This window comes from Pseudogulbenkiania subflava DSM 22618 (assembly GCF_900177275.1).
Lineage (GTDB): Bacteria > Pseudomonadota > Gammaproteobacteria > Burkholderiales > Chromobacteriaceae > Pseudogulbenkiania > Pseudogulbenkiania subflava.
Genome location: NZ_FXAG01000038.1, coordinates 1 through 16462, shown reverse-complemented (window position 1 = coordinate 16462; position 16462 = coordinate 1). Strand labels below are relative to the sequence as shown.

The 16462-nt window shown below is 59.6% G+C and carries 13 protein-coding genes and 2 tRNA genes; all 15 read right to left on the bottom strand.

Translation table 11 applies throughout. The annotated features are described in order from the left end of the window. Window positions 1–308: GTP-binding protein (locus B9N72_RS20265; RefSeq protein ID WP_234986080.1), on the bottom strand; the 308-nt coding region annotated here is incomplete at its 3' end. Window positions 309–382: 74 nt separating this feature from the next. Beyond that, window positions 383–2482 carry an elongation factor G gene (fusA, locus tag B9N72_RS20260; RefSeq protein WP_085277969.1) on the bottom strand — a complete coding sequence of 700 codons (2100 nt, stop codon included), beginning with the start codon at window positions 2480–2482 and terminating at the stop codon, window positions 383–385. Window positions 2483–2509: 27 nt separating this feature from the next. Beyond that, window positions 2510–2980 (bottom strand): 30S ribosomal protein S7, encoded by a 471-nt coding sequence (gene rpsG / locus B9N72_RS20255; RefSeq protein ID WP_008955889.1) that lies wholly within the window; start codon window positions 2978–2980, stop codon window positions 2510–2512. A gap of 108 nt (window positions 2981–3088) precedes the next feature. Then, window positions 3089–3460 carry a 30S ribosomal protein S12 gene (gene rpsL / locus B9N72_RS20250; protein ID WP_008955888.1) on the bottom strand — a complete coding sequence of 124 codons (372 nt, stop codon included), beginning with the start codon at window positions 3458–3460 and terminating at the stop codon, window positions 3089–3091. Window positions 3461–3620: 160 nt separating this feature from the next. After that, window positions 3621–7814 carry a DNA-directed RNA polymerase subunit beta' gene (gene rpoC / locus B9N72_RS20245; protein WP_085277967.1) on the bottom strand — a complete coding sequence of 1398 codons (4194 nt, stop codon included), beginning with the start codon at window positions 7812–7814 and terminating at the stop codon, window positions 3621–3623. A 60-nt stretch (window positions 7815–7874) separates the two neighbouring features. After that, on the bottom strand, window positions 7875–12050 hold the full coding sequence (gene rpoB, locus B9N72_RS20240; RefSeq protein WP_085277966.1) for a DNA-directed RNA polymerase subunit beta: 4176 nt from the start codon (window positions 12048–12050) through the stop codon (window positions 7875–7877). Window positions 12051–12207: 157 nt separating this feature from the next. Then, the gene (gene rplL / locus B9N72_RS20235; protein WP_085277965.1) at window positions 12208–12579 is read right to left on the bottom strand and encodes a 50S ribosomal protein L7/L12; all 372 of its coding nucleotides are present in this window, start codon (window positions 12577–12579) and stop codon (window positions 12208–12210) included. Between the two features lie 36 nt (window positions 12580–12615). Beyond that, a complete protein-coding gene (rplJ, locus tag B9N72_RS20230; protein WP_008955884.1) occupies window positions 12616–13113 on the bottom strand; it encodes a 50S ribosomal protein L10 in 498 nt (165 codons plus the stop codon). Window positions 13114–13199: 86 nt separating this feature from the next. Then, a tRNA-Thr gene (locus B9N72_RS20225) sits at window positions 13200–13274 on the bottom strand. A gap of 160 nt (window positions 13275–13434) precedes the next feature. Continuing rightward, window positions 13435–14130 (bottom strand): 50S ribosomal protein L1, encoded by a 696-nt coding sequence (rplA, locus tag B9N72_RS20220; RefSeq protein WP_085277964.1) that lies wholly within the window; start codon window positions 14128–14130, stop codon window positions 13435–13437. Continuing rightward, the gene (gene rplK / locus B9N72_RS20215) at window positions 14130–14561 is read right to left on the bottom strand and encodes a 50S ribosomal protein L11 (protein WP_008955882.1); all 432 of its coding nucleotides are present in this window, start codon (window positions 14559–14561) and stop codon (window positions 14130–14132) included. The genes rplA and rplK overlap by 1 nt, the downstream gene beginning before the upstream one ends. Window positions 14562–14660: 99 nt before the next feature. Beyond that, a complete protein-coding gene (gene nusG, locus B9N72_RS20210; RefSeq protein ID WP_024301209.1) occupies window positions 14661–15194 on the bottom strand; it encodes a transcription termination/antitermination protein NusG in 534 nt (177 codons plus the stop codon). 2 nt (window positions 15195–15196) lie between these two features. Beyond that, on the bottom strand, window positions 15197–15550 hold the full coding sequence (secE, locus tag B9N72_RS20205) for a preprotein translocase subunit SecE (RefSeq protein ID WP_008955880.1): 354 nt from the start codon (window positions 15548–15550) through the stop codon (window positions 15197–15199). Window positions 15551–15618: 68 nt separating this feature from the next. After that, window positions 15619–15694 (bottom strand) — tRNA-Trp (locus tag B9N72_RS20200). Window positions 15695–15708: 14 nt separating this feature from the next. Next, the coding region (locus tag B9N72_RS20195) for an elongation factor Tu (protein ID WP_143477894.1) at window positions 15709–16462 on the bottom strand (754 nt) is incomplete at its 5' end.

Genomic DNA, 16462 nt, shown 5'->3' with positions numbered 1-16462 from the left:
ATCGCGCCGTCCATCTGGGCAGCACCGGTGATCATGTTCTTCACATAGTCGGCGTGGCCCGGGCAGTCTACGTGAGCGTAGTGACGGGTAGCGGTTTCGTATTCAACGTGAGCGGTATTAATGGTAATACCACGTGCCTTTTCTTCCGGCGCGCTGTCGATCTGGGAGTAGTCTTTGGCTTCGCCACCGAATTTCTTCGACAGAATGGTGGTGATAGCGGCGGTCAGCGTGGTTTTACCATGGTCAACGTGACCGATGGTGCCGACGTTTACGTGCGGTTTTGTCCGCTCAAACTTTTCTTTTGCCATTTTGCAAAATTCCTTGATTTAAAGAACAACAGATCAGGTTGGCCGAAGCCTGCTTCGGCCAACCTCAGCGCGCATTACTTCTTGGCGTTCATTACAGCGTCAGCGACGTGCTTCGGCGCCTCGGAGTAGTGCTTGAACTCCATGGAGTAGGTCGCACGACCCTGGGTTGCCGAACGCAGGTCGGTCGAGTAACCAAACATCTCGGCCAGCGGTACTTCGGCCTTGATCTTCTTGCCACCCAGGCCGTCATCGTCCATGCCCTGAACAATGCCGCGACGACGGTTCAGGTCACCCATCACATCGCCCATGTACTCTTCCGGCGTTTCCACTTCCACGGCCATCATCGGCTCGAGGATGCACGGACCGGCACGGCGCATGGCTTCCTTGAATGCAATCGAACCAGCCAGTTCGAAGGCAATCTGCGAAGAGTCAACGTCGTGATAGGAACCGAAGGTCAGACGCACAGTCACGTCCACCACCGGGAAGCCGGCGAGAATACCGTTGTTCAGCGAGTTACGAATACCCTTGTCAACCGAAGGGATGAATTCACGCGGAATCACGCCACCCTTGATCTCGTCGATGAACTTGTAGCCATTGCCTTCACCGGACGGTTCCAGAGTGATCGTACAATCACCGTACTGACCCTTACCACCGGACTGCTTGGCATGCTTACCCTGCACGTCGGTAACGGTCTTGGTGATGGTTTCACGGTAGGCAACCTGCGGAGCACCGACGTTGGCTTCCACACCGAATTCACGCTTCATGCGGTCGACCAGAATTTCCAGGTGCAGTTCACCCATACCGGAAATGATGGTCTGGCCGGATTCTTCGTCGGTGCGCACGCGGAACGACGGGTCTTCCTTGGCCAGGCGATTCAGGGCAACACCCATCTTTTCCTGGTCAGCCTTGGTCTTCGGCTCGACGGCAACGTGAATCACCGGGTCCGGGAATTCCATGCGCTCGAGGATCAGCGGCGCATCGACGGAACACAGGGTTTCACCGGTGGTCACTTCCTTCAGACCGATGGCGGCGGCGATGTCACCAGCGCGCACTTCGTCGATCTCTTTACGGTCGTTGGCGTGCATCTGCACGATACGGCCGATACGCTCTTTCTTGCCCTTGACCGTGTTCAGCACGGTGTCGCCCGACTTCACCACGCCAGAGTAGACGCGGAAGAAGGTCAGCTGACCGACGTACGGGTCGTTCATCAGCTTGAACGCCAGCGCCGAGAAGTGCTCGTCGTCGGAAGCCTGACGGGTGGTCGGGGTACCGTCGTCCAGCTCACCCGGCACCGGCGGAACGTCCAGCGGGCTCGGCAGCAGGTCGATCACGGCGTCCAGCATGCGCTGAACACCCTTGTTCTTGAAGGCGGAACCGCACAGCATCGGCTGGATTTCGCAACGCAGGGTACGCTCGCGCAGACCACGAACAATTTCCTCTTCGGAGAGCTCGCCCTCTTCCAGGTACTTGTTCATCAGGTCTTCGTCGACTTCGGCAGCCGCTTCGACCATCTTCTCGCGCCATTCTTCGGCCACGGAAACCAGGTCAGCCGGGATGTCGCCGTATTCGAACTTCATGCCCTGGGAAGCTTCGTCCCAGATGATGGCCTTCATCTTCAACAGGTCAACCACACCTTCGAAGCCATCTTCAGCACCGATAGGCACTACGATAGGCACCGGATTGCCACGCAGACGGGTTTTCACCTGATCCACGGCGCGGAAGAAGTTGGCACCCTGACGGTCCATCTTGTTCACGAAGGCGATACGCGGAACCTGGTACTTGTTGGCCTGGCGCCATACGGTTTCCGACTGCGGCTGTACGCCGCCCACGGCGCAGTACACCATCACGGCACCGTCCAGCACGCGCATGGAACGCTCTACCTCGATGGTAAAGTCCACGTGTCCCGGGGTGTCGATGATGTTGAAGCGGTGTTCCGGATACTGCAGGCCCATACCCTTCCAGAACGTGGTGGTAGCGGCGGAGGTAATGGTAATACCACGCTCCTGCTCCTGCTCCATCCAGTCCATGGTGGCGGCGCCGTCGTGAACTTCACCAATCTTGTGGTTCACACCGGTGTAAAACAGAATGCGCTCGGTAGTAGTGGTCTTACCGGCGTCGATGTGAGCGCTGATACCAATGTTGCGGTAGCGCTCGATAGGAGTTTTCCTAGCCACGGCCAAAACCTTCTCGGTGGGTTTAACTTAGAAACGGAAGTGCGAGAACGCCTTGTTGGCTTCGGCCATGCGGTGAACTTCTTCACGCTTCTTCATGGCGCCGCCACGGCCTTCGGCCGCGTCGATCAACTCACCGGCCAGACGCAGGTCCATGGATTTTTCACCGCGCTTGCGGGCTGCATCACGCAACCAGCGCATAGCGAGCGCCATACGACGTGCCGGACGCACCTCAACTGGAACCTGATAGTTTGCACCACCTACACGGCGGCTCTTCACTTCGACAACCGGCTTGGCATTGGACAGTGCGGTATTGAACACTTCAATGGCATTCTTGCCGGTTTTCTTTTCAATCTGGTCCAGCGCGCCGTAGATAATGCGCTCTGCAACGGATTTCTTGCCGTCGATCATCACGACGTTCATGAATTTGGAGAGATCCTGGCTACCGAACTTCGGATCCGGCAGGATTTCGCGTTTGGGGACTTCTCTGCGTCTTGGCATGGTAATTCCTTAAATCAATTCAGTTGAGCTTGATGCTCATGGCCGCCCAGTGGAGCAACCACTTACTCGACGGTATGTCACCGCCGTTCACGTTCCGAGGCTAGCGACTTACTTAGGACGCTTGGCACCGTACTTGGAACGGGACTGCTTACGGTCTTTCACGCCAGCGGTATCCAGCGAGCCGCGCACGGTGTGGTAACGCACACCCGGCAAGTCTTTTACACGACCGCCCCGGATCAGCACCACGGAGTGTTCCTGCAGGTTGTGGCCTTCACCACCGATGTAGGAAATCACTTCGAAGCCGTTGGTCAGACGAACCTTGCACACTTTACGCAGAGCGGAGTTCGGCTTTTTCGGGGTCGTGGTGTAAACACGGGTGCACACGCCGCGCTTCTGCGGGCAGGCCTCCAGCGCCGGCACCTTGCTCTTCGCCTGCTCGGCGAGGCGGCCTTTGCGCACGAGTTGGTTGATGGTTGGCATTACTATCAGTTCCTTGTTGAGTCATGAACGGCAACATGCCGCCCAGAAGGACGGAGGATTATATTTTAGGCGCTCGGACAGCGTCAATGAAAAGACGCTGCCTTCCAACGTTAACCGTTGAAAGGACAGCGTTTTTCAACACTTCAGCAACAGAGAGGGATTACTCGTTGCCTTCGAGCGTCTCCATCTGCGGCTCCAGCAGTTGCTGGTCGGCGCCGCCTTCGCCGCCCGGCGCGTGACGGCGACGGTTGCGATGGTAAGCCAGACCGGTACCAGCCGGGATCAGGCGGCCGACGATGACGTTTTCCTTCAGGCCGCGCAGGTCGTCCTTCTTGCCCATGATCGCGGCTTCGGTCAGTACGCGCGTGGTTTCCTGGAACGACGCCGCCGAAATGAAGGAGTCGGTCGACAGCGAGGCCTTGGTGATACCCAACAACACGTTGTCGTAGTGAGCCGGTTCCTTGCCTTCGGCCAACATCTCGTCGTTCTTCGCCAGCACTTCGGCACGCTCGACCTGCTCGCCCTGGATGAAGTCGGTATCGCCGGAATCGGTGATGACCACACGACGCAGCATCTGGCGGATGATCACCTCGATGTGCTTGTCGTTAATCTTCACACCCTGCAGACGGTACACTTCCTGTACTTCCTGGACGATGTAGCGGGCCAGCGCCTCGATACCCTGCAGACGCAGGATGTCGTGCGGATCGACGGCACCGTCGACGATCAGTTCTCCACGGTTCACCACCTGACCATCGTGCACCAGCACGTGCTTGTCTTTCGGGATCAGGCTTTCGAAGCCGTTGCCGTCCAGATCGGTGATGATCAGGCGCTGCTTGCCCTTGGTGTCCTTGCCGAACGACACGGTACCGGTGACTTCGGCCAGCATGCCGGCGTCTTTCGGCGAACGTGCTTCGAACAGCTCGGCCACACGCGGCAGACCACCGGTAATGTCGCGGGTCTTGGTCGATTCCTGCGGAATACGCGCCAACACCTCGCCCTTGCCGACCTCCTGGCCATCGCGCACGGTAATGATGGCGCCGACCTGGAAGGTGATCGATACCGAGGAATCGGAACCGGCCAGCTTCACTTCATTGCCGAACTCGTCCAGCAGCTTCACCAACGGACGCAGCATCTTGGACTGCGAACCGGCGCGGCGCTTCGGATCGATCACCACCAGCGTCGACAGACCGGTCACTTCATCGGTCTGCTTGGCGACGGTGTTGCCTTCTTCGACGTTCTCGAACTTCACGCGACCAGCGTACTCGGTGATGATCGGACGGGTGTGCGGGTCCCACGTGGCCAGCACGGCGCCGGCCTTGATCACCATGCCATCGTTGACCAACAGGGTGGCACCGTACGGCACCTTATGACGCTCTCGCTCGCGACCGATGTCGTCGTGGATCACCACTTCGCCGGAGCGGGTGATGACGATCAGCTCGCCCTTGTTGTTGGCGACGTAACGCATCTGGCTGGAGAAGCGTACGGTACCGTTGGACTTACCTTCCACCTGGCTGGCCGCGGCCGAACGGGACGCCGCACCACCGATGTGGAAGGTACGCATGGTCAGCTGGGTACCCGGTTCACCGATCGACTGGGCTGCGATCACGCCCACCGCTTCGCCGGCGTTGACGCGCTTGCCGCGCGCCAGATCGCGACCGTAGCACTTGGCGCACAGACCGTAGCGGGTGTCGCAGGTGATCGCGGTGCGCACCTTGACTTCGTCGATACCCAAACTGTCGATCATTTCGACCAGATACTCGTCGAGCAGCGTACCGGCTTCGATCACGGTCTCGCTGGTGGACGGATCCACCACGTCGCTGGCGGTGACACGGCCGAGGATACGGTCGCGCAGCGCTTCGATCACGTCACCACCCTGCAGTACCGCCTTCATCACGAAGCCGTTAGTGGTGCCACAATCGTCCTCGATCACCACCAGATCCTGCGTCACGTCGACCAGACGACGGGTCAGGTAACCAGAGTTAGCCGTCTTCAACGCGGTATCCGCCAGACCCTTACGGGCACCGTGGGTCGAGATGAAGTACTGCAGTACCGTCAGACCTTCGCGGAAGTTGGCGGTAATCGGCGTTTCGATAATCGAACCGTCCGGTTTCGCCATCAGGCCCCGCATACCGGCCAGCTGCTTGATCTGCGCCGCGGAACCCCGGGCGCCAGAGTCGGCCATCATGTAAATCGAGTTGAACGATTCCTGATCGACTTCCTTGCCTTCCTTGTCCAGTACCTTCTGGGTGGACAAATCGTCCATCATCGCCTTGGCGATCTTGTCGCCGGTACGACCCCAGATGTCCACAACCTTGTTGTAGCGCTCGCCGTTGGTCACCAGACCCTGGCGGTACTGTTCTTCGATTTCCTTCACTTCCTTCTGGGCTTCGCCCAGCAGCTCGACCTTCTTGACCGGAATCTGCATGTCGTCGACGCAGATCGAGATGCCGCCGCGGGTGGAGAAGGCGAAACCGGTGTACATCAGCTGGTCGGCAAAGATCACCGTGTCGCGGATGCCGCAACGACGGAACGAGGCGTTGATCAGCTTGGAGATTTCCTTCTTCTTCAGCGCCTTGTTGATGTGCTCGAACGGCAGGCCCTTCGGCAGGATGTCCGACAGCAGCGCGCGGCCGACGGTGGTGTCGTAGCGCTTGATCACCGGCTGGAACTCACCCTGCTCGTCCTTTTCCCACTCGCGCAGACGCACGGTGATGCGGGTAGCCAGCTCGACCTGACGGGTTTCGTAGGCGCGGTGCACTTCCTTGGTGTCGGCGAACACCATGCCTTCGCCCTTGCCGTTCACCTTGTCGCGGGTCATGTAGTAAAGACCCAGCACGATATCCTGCGACGGCACGATGATCGGCTCGCCGTTGGCCGGCGACAGCACGTTGTTGGTGGCCAGCATCAGGGTGCGGGCTTCCATCTGCGCTTCCAACGACAGCGGCACGTGGACGGCCATCTGGTCACCGTCAAAGTCGGCGTTGAACGCCGCGCAGACCAGCGGGTGCAACTGGATGGCCTTGCCTTCGATCAGCACCGGCTCGAACGCCTGGATACCCAGACGGTGCAGGGTCGGCGCACGGTTCAGCAGGACCGGATGCTCGCGGATGACGTCTTCCAGGATGTCCCATACTTCCGGCACTTCCTGCTCGACCAGCTTCTTTGCGGCCTTGATGGTGGAAGCCAGGCCCAGCACTTCCAGCTTGTGGAAGATGAACGGCTTGAACAGTTCCAGCGCCATCTTCTTCGGCAGGCCGCACTGATGCAGGCGCAGGGTCGGGCCCACGGTGATCACGGAACGGCCGGAGTAGTCGACGCGCTTACCCAGCAGGTTCTGACGGAAACGACCGCCCTTACCCTTGATCATGTCGGCCAGCGACTTCAGCGGGCGCTTGTTGGCGCCGGTCATGGCCTTGCCGCGGCGGCCGTTGTCGAGCAGCGAGTCGACCGATTCCTGCAGCATGCGCTTTTCGTTGCGCACGATAATGTCCGGCGCGCGCAGTTCCAGCAGACGTTTCAGGCGGTTGTTACGATTGATGACGCGGCGGTACAGATCGTTCAAATCGGAGGTGGCGAAACGGCCACCGTCCAGCGGCACCAGCGGACGCAGTTCCGGCGGCAGCACCGGCAGTACTTCCAGGATCATCCATTCCGGCTTCATGCCCGAACGCAGGAAGGCCTCCAGCACTTTCAGGCGCTTGGCGATCTTCTTGATCTTGGTGTCGGAATTGGTAGCCTCGAGCTCGCGACGCAGGGTCTCGATCTCGTTGTTCAGGTCCAGGCTGCGCAGCAGTTCGCGCACGGCCTCGGCGCCCATCATGGCCTTGAAGTCGTCGCCGTACTGGTCTTCCTTGTCGAGGAAGTCTTCTTCCGTCAGCAGCTGGCCGCGTTGCAGCGGAGTCATGCCCGGGTCGGTCACGACGAAGCCTTCGAAGTACAGCACGCGTTCGATGTCGCGCAGGGTCATGTCGAGCACCATGCCCAAGCGGGACGGCAGGCTCTTCAGGAACCAGATATGCGCGGTCGGGCTAGCCAGTTCGATGTGGCCCATGCGCTCGCGGCGCACCTTGGACAGGGTCACTTCGACGCCGCACTTCTCGCAGATCACGCCACGATGTTTGAGACGCTTGTACTTGCCGCACAGGCATTCGTAGTCCTTCACCGGCCCGAAGATGCGGGCGCAGAACAGGCCGTCGCGTTCCGGCTTGAAGGTACGATAGTTGATGGTTTCGGGCTTCTTGACCTCACCGTAGGACCAGGAACGGATCTTGTCCGGTGAAGCGATGCCGATCTTAATCGCATCAAACTCTTCTTCTTGCGTAACTTGCTTAAAGAGGTCGAGCAGAGCTTTCATTGCGTCTCCAGTCAGGAGACCGCGCTCCGGCCAAGGTTGGCCGAAGCGCGGCAATCCTAATTAATAACGTTCCAGGTCGATGTCGAGGCCGAGGGAGCGGATTTCCTTCACCAGCACGTTGAAGGACTCCGGCATGCCGGCGTCGATCTTGTGCTCGCCCTTGACGATGTTTTCGTACACCTTGGTACGACCGGTCACGTCGTCGGACTTCACGGTCAGCATTTCCTGCAGGGTGTAGGCGGCGCCGTAGGCTTCCAGCGCCCACACTTCCATCTCACCGAAGCGCTGGCCACCGAACTGCGCCTTACCACCCAGCGGCTGCTGGGTCACCAGCGAATACGGACCGGTGGAACGGGCATGCATCTTGTCGTCGACTAGGTGATGCAGCTTCAGGTAGTGCATCACGCCGACCGTGACCTTGCGGTCGAAGGCTTCGCCGGAGCGGCCGTCGAACAACGTCATCTGCGTCTTCGATTCGTTGAAATCCAGCAGATCGGTCTGCGGGTCCTCGTCCGGATAGGCCAGATCAAGCATCATCTTGATCTCGGCTTCCTTGGCACCGTCGAACACCGGCGTGGCGAACGGCATGCCCTTGGCCAGGTTGGAGGCCAGGTCGAGAATTTCCTCGTCGCTCATCGCGGCGATCTCTTCCGGCTTGCCGGTCTGATTGTAGACGCGCTCCAGGTAACCACGAATGTCGGCCACGGCACGCTGCGACTGCAGCATGCGGTTGACCTGTTCGCCGATACCCTTGCCGGCCCAGCCCAGGTGCACTTCCAGGATCTGACCGATGTTCATACGCGACGGTACGCCCAGCGGGTTCAGTACGATGTCGACCGGACGACCGTCGCCCATGTACGGCATGTCTTCCACCGGCAGGATGCGCGATACCACACCCTTGTTACCGTGACGACCGGCCATCTTGTCACCGGCCTGCAGGCGGCGCTTCACCGCCAGATAAACCTTGACCATCTTCTGCACGCCCGGCGGCAGCTCGTCGCCCTGGGTCAGCTTGCGCTTTTTGTCTTCGAACTTGAGGTCGAATTCTTCACGCTTCTGCGCCAGGCTTTCCTTGATCAGCTCAAGCTGCTTGGCGATGTCTTCGTCGGCCATGCGGATGTCGAACCAGTCGTGCTTGGACGGCAGACCATCCAGGTAGTCGCGGTCGATCGCGGTGCCCTTGGCCAGGCGCTTCGGACCGCCGTTGGCAACCTTACCCATGATCAGACGCTCGATACGGCTGAAAGCGTCGTTGTCGAAGATACGCAGCTGGTCGTTCAGGTCGAGACGGTAGCGCTTCAGTTCGGCGTCGATGATCGACTGGGCGCGCTTGTCGCGCTCGATACCCTCGCGGGTGAACACCTGCACGTCGATCACGGTGCCGGTCATGCCGGTCGGCACGCGCAGCGAGGTGTCCTTCACATCGGACGCCTTCTCGCCGAAGATCGCGCGCAGCAACTTCTCTTCCGGGGTCAGCTGGGTCTCGCCCTTCGGCGTCACCTTGCCCACCAGCACGTCGCCGGCTTCCACCTCGGCGCCGATGTAGACGATGCCGGAATCATCCAGACGGCCGGCCATGCGCTCGGACAGGTTCGGGATGTCGCGGGTAATTTCTTCCGGCCCCAGCTTGGTGTCGCGCGCGACGACCGACAGTTCTTCGATGTGGATCGAGGTGTAGCGGTCTTCAGCCACCACCTTCTCCGAGATCAGGATCGAGTCCTCGAAGTTGTAGCCGTTCCACGGCATGAAGGCGATGGTCATGTTCTGACCCAGCGCCAGTTCGCCGAGGTCGGTCGAAGCACCGTCCGCCACCACGTCGCCGCGGGCAATCTTGTCGCCCATCTTCACCACTGGGCGCTGGTTGATGTTGGTGTTCTGGTTGGAGCGGGTGAACTTAGTGAGGTTATAGATATCCACACCGACTTCACCGGCCAGCGCCTCTTCGTCGTTGACGCGGACCACGATACGGTTGGCATCGACGTAGTCGACCACACCGCCACGTCGCGCCACCACGGTGGTACCCGAGTCGACGGCTACCGAGCGCTCGATGCCGGTACCGACGAACGGCTTCTCCGGGCGCAGGCACGGCACGGCCTGACGCTGCATGTTGGCACCCATCAGGGCACGGTTGGCGTCATCGTGCTCCAGGAACGGAATCAGCGAGGCAGCAACCGACACCACCTGACCGGTGGCCACGTCCATGTACTGCACACGGTCCGGCGTCGCCAGAATGGTTTCACCCTTCTCGCGGCAGGTCACCAGCTCGTCGATCAGCGTACCGTCGCTGTCCAGCTCGGCGTTGGCCTGGGCGATGACGTAACGGCCTTCCTCGATCGCCGACAGGTAATCGATTTCCATCGTCACCTTGCCGTCGATCACCTTACGGTACGGGGTTTCCAGGAAGCCGAACTCGTTGGTGCGGGCATAGACCGACAGCGAGTTGATCAGACCGATGTTCGGACCTTCCGGCGTTTCGATCGGGCACACGCGGCCGTAGTGGGTTGGGTGTACGTCACGCACTTCGAAGCCGGCGCGTTCGCGGGTCAGACCGCCCGGGCCCAGGGCCGAGACGCGGCGCTTGTGGGTGATTTCCGACAGCGGGTTGGTCTGGTCCATGAACTGCGACAGCTGCGACGAACCGAAGAACTCCTTGATCGCGGCCGATACCGGCTTGGCGTTGATCAGGTCGTGCGGCATCAGGTTGTCGGATTCGGCCTGGTTCAGGCGTTCCTTGACCGCGCGCTCGACACGTACCAGACCGGCACGGAACTGGTTCTCGGCCAGTTCGCCCACCGAACGCACGCGACGGTTGCCCAAGTGGTCGATGTCATCCACTTCGCCACGGCCGTTCTTCAGCTCGCACAGGATGGCGATCACCGACACGATGTCTTCGGTCGTCAGCGTGGCGTCGGCCACGTCGCGACGCACGGCAAACTTCTCGCCGATCAGCGTCTTGAACCACTCCGGGGTCTTGTCGTCGAACTTGTACTGGTAGGTGCGGGTGTTGAACTTCATCCGGCCCACGCGCGACAGGTCGTAGGTATCCGGGCTGAAGAACAGGCGCTGGAACAGCTGCTCGACGGCGTCTTCGGTCGGCGGTTCGCCCGGGCGCATCATGCGGTAGATCGCCACGCGCGCCTGCAGCCGATCCTGGATGTCGTCCACACGCAAGGTCTGCGCGATGTAGGAGCCCTGATCCAGGTCGTTGGTGAACAACACGTCGACCTGCGGAATCTCCGCCAGCGCCAGCTTGGCCAGGATCTCTTCGCTGATTTCTTCGTTGGCACGAGCAATCACTTCGCCGCTGTCGGTGTTCACCACGGCGCGCGCCAGCATCTTGCCCAACAGCGCGTCGGACGGCACTTCGATGCGATCGAGGTTGGCCGCAACGATGTCGCGGATATGCTTGGCGGTGATGCGCTTGTCCTTGGCGACGATCAGCTTGCCATCCGGAGCCACGATATCGAACTTGGCGACTTCACCCTTGAGGCGGTCGGCCACCACTTTCATGTGGACGCCGTCGTTACCCAGGTAGAAGGTATCGGTATTGTAGAACTCGGCCAGTATCTGCTCTTCGCTATAACCCAGCGCTTTCAGCAGGATGGTGACCGGCATCTTGCGGCGGCGGTCGATACGGAAGTACAGGTGATCCTTCGGATCGAATTCGAAATCGAGCCAGGAGCCACGGTAAGGAATCACGCGTGCCGAGAACAGCAGCTTGCCCGAGGAATGCGTCTTGCCGCGGTCGTGCTCGAAGAACACGCCCGGGGAACGGTGCAGCTGGGAGACGATGACCCGCTCGGTACCGTTGATGATGAAGGACCCGTTAGTGGTCATGAGCGGAATTTCGCCCATGTAAACTTCATTCTCGCGCACCTCCTTCACCACCGGTTTGGAGGACTCCTTGTCCAGGATAGTCAGGCGAATACGCGCGCGCAACGGCGACGCGTAGGTGATGCCGCGCAGCTGGCACTCCTGAACATCGAACGGGGGCTCACCAAGAATATAGTGTGCGAAATCCAGGCGGGCATAGCCGTTGTGGCTCACGATCGGGAAAATCGAATTGAATGCCGCCTGCAGCCCAGCCTCCTTGCGCTGGTCGATAGGCACGCCCAGCTGGAGGAATTCGGTGTACGAATCGATCTGGGTCGCCAACAGGAATGGGACATCGAGAACACTGTCGCGTTTCGCAAAGCTCTTACGAATACGCTTTTTCTCAGTAAACGAATAACTCATAGAGTCTCCATCGAGATGGGGTGGCGCAAGAAATCAAAAGTCAGCAGCCACGCACGCATTGATTGCTGGCTTTTACTTTCTTCGTGTCGGCCAATCACAAGCGCAATAAGGCTGGCGGATTTCTCCGCCAGCCTCACTCATCTTCCGGTCAGGAAGATTACTTCACTTCAGCCTTAGCACCGGCTTCGGTCAGCTGCTTCAGCACGTCTTCGGCTTCAGCCTTGGATACGCCTTCCTTCACAGCCTTCGGAGCGCCGTCTACCAGATCCTTGGCTTCTTTCAGACCCAGACCGGTGATAGCACGTACAACCTTGATCACGTTGACCTTGTTGTCGCCAGCAGCGGACAGGATCACGTCGAATTCGGTCTTCTCTTCAGCAGCAGCAGCGCCACCAGCAGCCGGGCCAGCAACGGCAACGGCAGCAGCGGAAACGCCGAACTTCTCTTCGAACGCCTTAACCAGGTCGTTCAGTTCCATAACGGTCAGGGCACCAACTGCCTCGAGGATGTCTTCTTTGGTAATTGCCATGTGAAATTCTCCTGAATTCGGAATAAGTCAGATTGATTAAGCCGCCTCGGCTTGCTTCTTCTCGGCAAGGGCTGCCAGGCCACGGGCGAAGCCGGCCATCGGAGCTTGCAGAACGTAGAGAAGCTTGCTGAGCAGTTCTTCGCGGCTCGGGATCGAGGCCAGCTCAGCAACCTGAGCGGCGTCCAGCACCTTGCCATCGTAAGAACCTGCTTTGATGACGATTTTGTCATCTTGCTTGGCGAACTGTTGCAGCACCTTGGCAGCAGCAACCGGGTCAGCCGAGATGCCGTACACGAGCGGACCGACCATCTGGTCAGCCAGGCCCGCGAAGGCGGTGTCGGCCACGGCGCGACGCACCAGCGTGTTCTTCAGAACGCGCAGATACACACCGTTCTCACGTGCTTTCGCACGGAGTTGGGTCATGCTACCAACCTCGATGCCACGATATTCGGCGATAACGAGGGTCTGGGCATCTACCAGTTGGGCAGATACTTCGGCCACTACCGCCTTTTTATCTTCAAGATTGAGACTCAAGGTCTAGCTCCTAGTCTGAAATGAAGCGGCGAACCGCTCCGCTTTGCAGCGGCGACCTGTTCAGGAGACACAGCAGAACTATCTGATGGTGCCCATGGGCGGAATTGAACCGCCGACCTCTCCCTTACCAAGGGAGTGCTCTACCCCTGAGCTACATGGGCCCGTAAGACGTTTTGACAGCCTTCTATTCGGGCACACCGTCTGCGTAGGACATCTTGCGACGATTAAGCCTTGCGGCTCCTACGGTCTTTGACAATCCGGCGGGCGAAAACCCGCCGGCCCAAAGTCTTGGCAAGCTAGAGAGCTTGCCGCAACGCCAACTTAAGCGTTGACGCTGCTGGTATCGACGCGAACACCGATACCCATGGTGCTGGATACGGCGATCTTGCGCAGGTACAGGCCCTTGGAGGCGGCCGGCTTGGCTTTCACCAGGGCATCCACCAGAGCAGACAGGTTCTCACGCAGGGCTTCGGCTTCGAAAGAAGCACGGCCGATGGTAGCGTGAATGATACCAGCCTTGTCGGTACGGTACTGAACCTGGCCGGCCTTGGCGTTCTTCACGGCTTCGGCGACGTTCGGGGTCACGGTACCCACTTTCGGGTTCGGCATCAGGCCGCGCGGACCGAGAATCTGACCCAACTGACCGACCACGCGCATCGCATCCGGAGAAGCGATGACCACGTCGAAGTCCAGCTGACCAGCCTTGATTTGCTCGGCCAGATCGTCGAAACCGACAATTTCGGCACCGGCAGCCTTGGCGGCTTCGGCGTTGGCACCTTGGGCAAACACGGCAACACGTACCGATTTACCAGTACCACGCGGCAGCACAACGGAACCACGCACAACCTGGTCGGATTTACGCGGATCCACACCCAGATTGACGGAAATATCGATCGACTCGTCGAACTTGGCGGTAGCCGCTTCTTTCACGAGCGCCAGCGCTTCGTCAACAGCGTACAGCTTGTTGGCGTCAACCTTGGCGTTCAGCGCTTTCAGGCGCTTGGAAACCTTAGCCATTACACACCCTCCACTTTCAGACCCATGGAACGAGCGGAACCGGCGATGGTACGCACGGCAGCATCCAGATCGGCAGCGGTCAGGTCCGGGGACTTGGTCTTGGCGATCTCTTCCAGCTGAGCGCGGGTAACGGTGCCCACCTTGTCGGTATGCGGCTTCGGGCTACCCTTCTGGATGCCGGCGGCTTTCTTCAACAGAATGGTGGCCGGCGGGGTCTTCATCACAAAGGTGAAGGACTTGTCCGCGTAGGCGGTGATCACCACCGGAATCGGCAGACCCGGCTCGACGCCCTGAGTCTGGGCGTTGAACGCCTTGCAGAATTCCATGATGTTCAGGCCGCGCTGACCCAGCGCCGGACCGATCGGCGGCGACGGGTTGGCTTTACCAGCGGGCACTTGCAGCTTGATATAGCCGACAATCTTCTTTGCCACGATTTAGCTCCTAATACGGGTAATAACGCAGGCGAGGCGCCCGCTTCCCAGACGAAAGGGCATGATTATACATGCCTTCCAACAAACTGCCAAGCAGAATTACAGCTTTTCTACTTGGTTGAAATCCAGCTCGACCGGCGTCTCACGACCGAAGATCTGCACCGAGACGCGGATCTTGTTGCGCTCGTAATTCACCTCGTCCACCGAACCGTTAAAGTCGTTGAACGGGCCGTCGATGACGCGCACCTTCTCGCCCACCTCGAACAACACCTTCGGCTTCGGCTTCTCAACGCCTTCCTGCATCTGCTGCATGATGGACTCGACTTCCTTCTTGGAAATCGGAGCCGGGCGGTTGGCAGTACCACCAACGAAGCCAGTGACCTTCGGCGTACTCTTCACCAGATGCCAGGTTTCATCGGTCATTTCCATTTCGACCAGCACGTAGCCCGGGAAGAATTTGCGCTCGGAGATGGACTTGCGGCCATTCTTGACGTCAACCACTTCCTCTACCGGCACCAGCACCTGACCGAACAGGTCAGCCACCTCGGAGCGCTCGATACGCTCACGCAGCGCCTTTTGCACGCTCTTTTCAAAACCCGAATAGGCATGCACCACATACCAACGCTTAGCCATTATTAACCTCGACCGAGAAGCACGTCATAGAACAGCCAGGACAACCCCGAGTCGACCAGCCACATGAATAACGCCAGGATCAATACGAACACGAACACCAGACCCGTCATCTGCAGGGCCTCCTTGCGCGTCGGCCAAACCACCTTGCGGCCTTCCGCCACCGACTCCTGCGCGTAGCCGACGAAGGCCTTGCCGGTCGCCGACGTCCACACCACGGCGGCGGCGGCCGCCAGACTAACCACGAAGGCCAGCACCCGCAGCACACCCTGGGTTTCCGGAATCATGTAAAAGCCAACAATACCGACAGCGACGATCAGCCCTGCCAGTGCCAGCTTGATTTTGTCTTGCATTTCCATGTGCGGGATTTTCTCTGCGTGAATGCGACAAAAGACCAACCGGCGCGCAAGCGCCGGCTGGTCTTAATTGGCAGGCCAGGAGGGTCTCGAACCCCCAACCCTCGGTTTTGGAGACCGATACTCTACCAATTGAGCTACTGGCCTAAAACCTTTTCAGATCAAGCGATGATCTTGGCAACGACGCCGGCGCCGACGGTACGGCCACCTTCACGGATGGCGAAGCGCAGACCTTCTTCCATGGCGATCGGAGCGATCAGTTCCACGGTGATTTCCACGTTGTCACCCGGCATTACCATTTCCACACCTTCGGCCAGGCTTACGGCGCCGGTCACGTCGGTGGTACGGAAGTAGAACTGCGGACGGTAGTTAGCAAAGAACGGGGTGTGACGACCGCCTTCTTCTTTGCTCAGTACGTAGACCGAAGCAGAGAACTTGGTGTGCGGGGTGATCGAACCCGGCTTGGCCAGTACCTGACCGCGCTCAACGTCTTCACGCTTGGTGCCGCGCAGCAGCACGCCGACGTTGTCGCCAGCCTGACCCTGATCCAGCAGCTTGCGGAACATTTCCACGCCGGTGCAGGTGGTCTTGGCGGTGGCCTTCAGGCCCACGATTTCCAGTTCTTCGCCGACTTTGACGATGCCGCGCTCAACACGACCGGTCACCACGGTGCCACGACCGGAGATCGAGAACACGTCTTCGATCGGCAGCAGGAACGGCTTGTCTACAGCGCGCTCCGGGGTCGGGATGTAGCTGTCCAGCGCGTCGGCCAGACGGAAGATCGACGGCTCACCCATTTCGGACTGATCGCCTTCCAGCGCCAGACGAGCGGAGCCGGTGATGATCGGGGTGTCGTCACCCGGGAAGTCGTAGGACGACAGCAGGTCGCGCACTTCCATTTCCACCAGTTCCAGC

Bases quoted from the DNA above. Each gene is read 5' to 3' on its own strand.
- rpsG (WP_008955889.1), bottom strand. From the start codon at position 2,980: ATGCCAAGACGCAGAGAAGTCCCCAAACGCGAAATCCTGCCGGATCCG.
- rpsL (WP_008955888.1), bottom strand. From the start codon at position 3,460: ATGCCAACCATCAACCAACTCGTGCGCAAAGGCCGCCTCGCCGAGCAG.
- rpoC (WP_085277967.1), bottom strand. From the start codon at position 7,814: ATGAAAGCTCTGCTCGACCTCTTTAAGCAAGTTACGCAAGAAGAAGAG.
- rpoB (WP_085277966.1), bottom strand. From the start codon at position 12,050: ATGAGTTATTCGTTTACTGAGAAAAAGCGTATTCGTAAGAGCTTTGCG.
- rplL (WP_085277965.1), bottom strand. From the start codon at position 12,579: ATGGCAATTACCAAAGAAGACATCCTCGAGGCAGTTGGTGCCCTGACC.
- rplA (WP_085277964.1), bottom strand. From the start codon at position 14,130: ATGGCTAAGGTTTCCAAGCGCCTGAAAGCGCTGAACGCCAAGGTTGAC.
- nusG (WP_024301209.1), bottom strand. From the start codon at position 15,194: ATGGCTAAGCGTTGGTATGTGGTGCATGCCTATTCGGGTTTTGAAAAG.
- secE (WP_008955880.1), bottom strand. From the start codon at position 15,550: ATGGAAATGCAAGACAAAATCAAGCTGGCACTGGCAGGGCTGATCGTC.